Genomic DNA, 5,446 nt, shown 5'->3' with positions numbered 1-5,446 from the left:
CGCGGCGCGGACATCGTTCGGGTGCACGATGTCGAGGAGAACGTCGCCGCTGTTCGTGCTGTCGAGGCGGCAAACGTCCGCAAATCCGGCAACGAGCGTCGATAACCCATAGCATAATATCGGCGTGACGAGATACGTCTCGCATGGACGGCCGTTCCTTCGAACTGGACGATATCTACGACGTTCGACACGTTTCTAACTGTACTCTCTCCCCGGACGGAGAGCGTATCGCGTTCGTGGTGCGGGAAGCCGACGAGGCGGCCGACGAGAACCGTCGGTCGTTGTTCGTCGTCCCGAGCGACGGAACCGCCGACCCACATCGACTCACTCGCGTTTCGGGCGTCGAATCACCGCGGTGGTCGCCGGACGGCTCGAAACTCGCGTTTCTCGCTACCCGCGAGCGGGACGTTTCGATTGGCGTCGGTCGCGAGGAAAAAACCGACGGAGATGAATCCGACGGCACGACGGAAACGGACGACGAACCGAAGACCCAGGTCTGGCTATTCGACCTCGAACGCGGTGGTGACGCTCGTCAAATCACCGACCGGGACGAGGGTGTCAGGGAATTCGACTGGGGACCGAACGGTGAACGATTCGTCGTTTCCGCCCGCGACCCGACCGACGAGGAAACTGACTATTTAGACGCCCGTCGGAACGACGACGCACCGATCGAGACTGAACGGTTACAGCACAAGTACGACGGAGCAGGATTTCTCGACGAGGTGACGACGTATCTGTTCGTCGTGGACGTGCGGAGTCGGGCAATTCGACGCCTCGACGATGCATACGGTGGCGGGGCGTACGAAGCCATGACCGGGATGCAACCCGCGTGGGGACCGGACCGAATCGCGTTCGTCTCGAATCAGACCGAGCACCCGGACGAAACCTCGTTGATGGACGTGTTCACCATCGACCCATCCGGGAGCGACCTGCGACGAATCACGGACGGGGAACTGACCGCGTCGAAACCGCGTTGGAGTCCGGACGGACGCCGACTGTCCTTTGTGGGGAGCGACCCGGACAACTGGTACGTGCCGAGTCAGGTGTTCGTGACCGATGACGGGACGTATCGGTCGGTGTCGGCGTCGCTCGACCGGTCGGTGTCGCCGGTCGGGGGGCCGAGGTGGACGGACGACGAAACGCTCCTCGCTCCGTTCGGCGACGAAGCACGGACGCGGTTGGTTCGACTGGCGGCGAGCAGGGACGACCCGGAACGGGTGTACGACACACAGGACGAATATCGGACCATCACCTCCTTCGACGCGACGGAATCGACCGTCGCACTCTGTCTCACGAGACCGAGTGAACCGGACGACGTGTACGCGATGCCGATTGACGGAATCGATGGGGACGACCCCCCGACGCGACTCACCGCGATGAACGCCGACCTCACCGATGAGGTGGCGATGCCGGACTGCGAGCGCGTTACGTTCGAGAACGGTGACGGCGAGACGGTCGAAGCCATCGCGTATTTGCCACGGGAGTTCGACCCCGACGACCCCGAACCACGGCCGCTCATCGCGGCGATTCACGGCGGGCCGATGTGGTACGACGCCCCTCAGTTCGACGCCGACAACTGCTACTGGACCGGGAAGGGATACATCGTCCTTCGGGTCAACTACCACGGAAGCATCTCGTACGGTCGGGCGTTCAGCGAATCTATCCGTGGCGAGTGGGGACCGCGTGAAAGCGACGACATCGTTTCGGGCGTCGAGTGGGCGATTCGACGCGGGTGGGCCAACGAGGATAGGCTGTTCATCACCGGATTCTCACAAGGCGGTGTCAACACCGCTTACGTCATCGCGCGAACGGACATGTTCGCGGCGGCCGCGCCCGAACACGGAATCTACGATTTCTATTCCCTGTTCGGAACCGGGGACCACTTCCAGTGGTACGAAAACGACCTCGGTCTCCCGTGGGAAGAACCCGACGCCTACCACGCCATGTCGAGCATCACCGAGGTCGGAAACGTCGACACGCCCACGCTCATCACGGCCGGGGAGAACGATTGGCGCTGTCCGCCGTCACAGGCCGAACAGCTCTACGTGAGCCTGAAGAAACAAGGGGTGCCGACGAAGCTCGTCATCTACCCGGACGAACACCACAACATCGGCGCGCCGAAACGAGCACGCCACCGATTGGAAACGCTCACGGAGTGGTTCGAGCGTCACGATTCGAAGAGTGAGTGAAACGGACTGGCGTAGATTGTGATGCCATTGTAGTTACTGAAGGACAGACTTCGAAAGCCCCCGTCCGCTCGCTACGTGAAGCGGTTGGTGTTGTTGTGATTACGACTACCGAGTCGTATTTAGACCCAACCTCATCACCGTACTCTCCCCATCACACTCTCGTCGCCGACCCGTCGAATCGCTTCAACTGCTCGGCCTCGGTGAACGCGTAGCGACCGACGAGCAGGGTGCTCGCCATGCTCGTCAGCCCACCGGCGGCGAACAGCATCGCCATGATGACGAACTGGTATTCGGCCGCGTAGATGGGGTTCGCTCCGGCGAGAATCATCCCCGACATCATGCCGGGGATGTACACCAACCCGAGACTCTTCAGCGACTCGACCATCGGTATCAGCGACGCCCGGACGCTCGTCGTCACGTACTCCGAGACGACGTTTTCGGGCGCGACGCCGAGCGAGAGGACGGCCTCGATTTCCGCCCTGTTCGACTCGATTTCTCCCTTGAAACGGTCAAGCGCGAGCGAGTTCGTCTTCATCGCGTTGGCGATCACCATCCCGCCAACCGGGATGAGGTTTCGAACCGTCGCGTCGATCGCACCGGCCGCGACCATCGTGACGATGACGACGCCCGCTCCGAACGCGATACCGACGAGCGACACGCGAAAGACGCCGGGGACGTTCTCACCGCGGTCCTTCGAAATCCACGCGGCGATAACTATCATCGCCAGCAACACCAGTCCGCTCCACGCGAGATTCACCGAGAAAAGCACGCCGATGACCGACCCCATCGCTACCACCTGCACGAATCCGCGGACGAACGACCGCCCGAGTTCGGTTTCGAGGTCGAGATTTCGGAACGCGGAGACGCCGAGGACGACGAGCGCCAACACCGACGCGGCGGCAACCTGTGTCAGTCCTCGGAGCACGTCAGGGTTGCCGAACTGGTCGAAGAACGTCACGCCATCACTTCGGAAATCGGCCCGATGGATTCGAGACGACCGTCTTCGAGCAGTGCCACGCGGTCCGCCAGTCGCCGCGCTTGCTGGTCATCGTGAGTCACGAGCACCGTCGTGAGGTCCGTTTTGCGGACGAGTCCTTCGAGGAGCGTCTCGACCTGCGCCTGCGAGCGCGCGTCGAGACTCGACGTTGGTTCGTCGAGGAGGAGGACCTCGGGTTCGGTGATGAGCGTCCGGGCGATGGCGACGCGTTGAGCCTCGCCGCCCGAAAGATCGGAAACGTCACGGTCGGCGTATCCTCCGAGGTCCATCCGCGCTAGCAAGTCCTCAACGGAGTCCGCCGAAACGGACTCGCCGCGAAGTCGTGGACCGATGGTCACGTTCTCGAAGACGGTTCCGGGCCGGAGGGCAGGCGACTGTGGCACTGAACCGATTCGGCGGCGAACCTCCTGTGGCGGGAGCGTTCGGTAATCCGTTCCGTCGAGAAAAACGGTCCCCTCGGCCGGTTCGTCGAGACGGTTGAGAAGACGAAGCAGCGAAGATTTTCCGGACCCCGACGGGCCGAGGACGGCGAGCACGTCCCGTTCGGGGACGGCGAACGAAACTCCGTCCACGATTCGGTCGCCATCCGCCACACGAACGAGACCGCTGGCTTCGAGTTTCGCGTCCATGCGTCACTGGACGGTACGGCGGACACCGTTTTGTACTCTTCTCCGTAGCGCCGATGCCCGGTGGACCTCAGAAGAAGCCGAACGAATCCTGCATGTCCCGGTAGCAGTCGAGATACCGTTCGAGCACGGGGTCGTCGTCGTATCGATCGAACTCCTCGTTTTCGGTCATGTGAGGGAGACCGGCGGCCGAACGAAGCGCCTCGGTGAGTTCCTGTTCGCTCGTCGTCCGAAACGTGCGGTCCTCCTGTTCGACCAACTCGTGGGCGCTCGATTCGACGTGGTACTCCACGACGCCCGAACAGCCACAGGCGAGTGCGCGGAGGAGGTCTGTAGGGAACGCCTCCCGGCGCGCCGTCTGGACGTAGACGTGTGCGCCGCGAAACACCGGAATCCGTTTCTCGACGGGTTGTGCGCCCGTGAACTCCACGCGGTCGTCGATGCGGAGGTCGGCGGCCTGTCGTTCGTACCCTTCACGTTCGGGACCGTCGCCGATGATGACGGCGTTCCAGCCCATCCCGCGGAGTTCCGCCAGCGCCAAAAACAGGCTCTCGACGTTGGCGTCCTCGTCCAATCGGCGCGAATAGACGATGTCGGCCCCCTCGACGATTCGGGCCTCCCGAATCGCGTCCGTATCGATGCTGTTGGGAATCACGCGCACGTCCGCCTCGTCCGCGCCGAGTTCCCGAACTCGGGTCTTCACCGTCTCCGAGGGCGTGATGACCCCGTCCGGCGAACGTGCGGCCATCCGAAGCGATTTCGAGGCGTTCCCGGCGGTTTCGGGCGGCGACTCGTACCAGTCGACGACGAGCGGCGCGCGCGCGAGTTTGCTCGCCGTCTTCGCCGCGAGGACGTGTTTCGGCACTGCGGTCGCGTGAATCACATCCGGTTTTACACGACGAAGCGCGCCGGGGAGCGAAAGCGCGAACCGGCGCGATGGGGTGTCGCCGGGTGGTTCGGTCGTCACCGCGTGGTACGTCACGTCCTCCTGTTCGAACGTATCGTGGTCGCCGTCCCACCACTGTGCACAGAAGACAATTCGACGAGCAGGACGAGTCCCGCACCGGCCACCAAGTCGCCGTCCCACCACTGTGCACAGAAGACCGTGGCCTCGTGGCCGCGGTTCGCAAGCAGTTCCGCGATACGTCGGAGTCGGTGAGTCCTCCCCGACTCCTCGTGTTGGGCCGTTACTTCTGCGACGAACGCGACGCGCATACTCGCCGCCACGAAACGAGAAAGTAAAAGTCTTCTTTCATTGGAACCATCGATTCTCGCCGAATTCCACGGCGAGGTCCGGCGTCGCACCCTGAAACCGTCGTTGCCAACAGTGCCGGTCGTAGAAATGTGCGAAAGCTGTCACCGCGAACACCCCGAGAACGATGACCGCGAGTTGGAACCCCGATGCAGGAACGAGACCGAGCCACCCGAGCGCGATGAGTATCGCGCCGAACGCCGAAAGTCCGACGTACAGTTTGTGCCACGGAATCGTCGTCTGTGCATCCGTCGCCAGAGACAGTTCGAAGTCCTCCGCACCGTCGGTAAACGAGACCAGCTTGGAATCGCGGTCGTACCTGACGATACCGATTTTCTCCAACTTCGGTAAATGGGTCTGGTACAGCGCGCTGTACACCGAC

General features: G+C 62.7%; 6 protein-coding genes. 1 reads left to right on the top strand and 5 read right to left on the bottom strand.

The window, feature by feature from the left end:
* Positions 1-143 precede the first annotated feature (143 nt).
* Positions 144-2,189: a prolyl oligopeptidase family serine peptidase gene (locus tag WBV42_RS07095; protein ID WP_423985407.1), complete on the top strand. Its 2,046-nt coding sequence runs from the start codon at positions 144-146 to the stop codon at positions 2,187-2,189.
* Positions 2,190-2,340: 151 nt separating this feature from the next.
* Here WBV42_RS07095 and WBV42_RS07090 read toward each other — a convergent pair whose 3' ends face one another.
* The 5 genes from WBV42_RS07090 to WBV42_RS07070 all read right to left on the bottom strand — a co-directional run.
* Positions 2,341-3,147 (bottom strand): ABC transporter permease, encoded by an 807-nt coding sequence (locus WBV42_RS07090; RefSeq protein WP_423985406.1) that lies wholly within the window; start codon positions 3,145-3,147, stop codon positions 2,341-2,343.
* A complete protein-coding gene (locus WBV42_RS07085; RefSeq protein WP_423985405.1) occupies positions 3,144-3,815 on the bottom strand; it encodes an ATP-binding cassette domain-containing protein in 672 nt (223 codons plus the stop codon). Before WBV42_RS07085 ends, WBV42_RS07090 begins: the two co-directional genes overlap by 4 nt.
* Before the next feature lie 67 nt (positions 3,816-3,882).
* Positions 3,883-4,794, bottom strand: coding sequence for a glycosyltransferase (locus tag WBV42_RS07080; RefSeq protein WP_423985404.1), 912 nt, complete (start codon positions 4,792-4,794; stop codon positions 3,883-3,885).
* Complete coding sequence (locus tag WBV42_RS07075) at positions 4,791-5,027, bottom strand: hypothetical protein (protein WP_423985403.1); 237 nt, start codon at positions 5,025-5,027, stop codon at positions 4,791-4,793. Before WBV42_RS07075 ends, WBV42_RS07080 begins: the two co-directional genes overlap by 4 nt.
* Positions 5,028-5,064: 37 nt before the next feature.
* A partial coding sequence (locus WBV42_RS07070; RefSeq protein WP_423985402.1) for a DUF7344 domain-containing protein occupies positions 5,065-5,446 on the bottom strand: 382 nt, incomplete at its 5' end.

The organism is Haladaptatus sp. (genome assembly GCF_049589095.1).
In the GTDB taxonomy this organism is placed as follows: Archaea; Halobacteriota; Halobacteria; order Halobacteriales; family Haladaptataceae; genus Haladaptatus.
The sequence above is the reverse complement of the archived record's forward strand: the minus strand, read 5'-3'. Positions and strand labels throughout refer to the sequence as shown.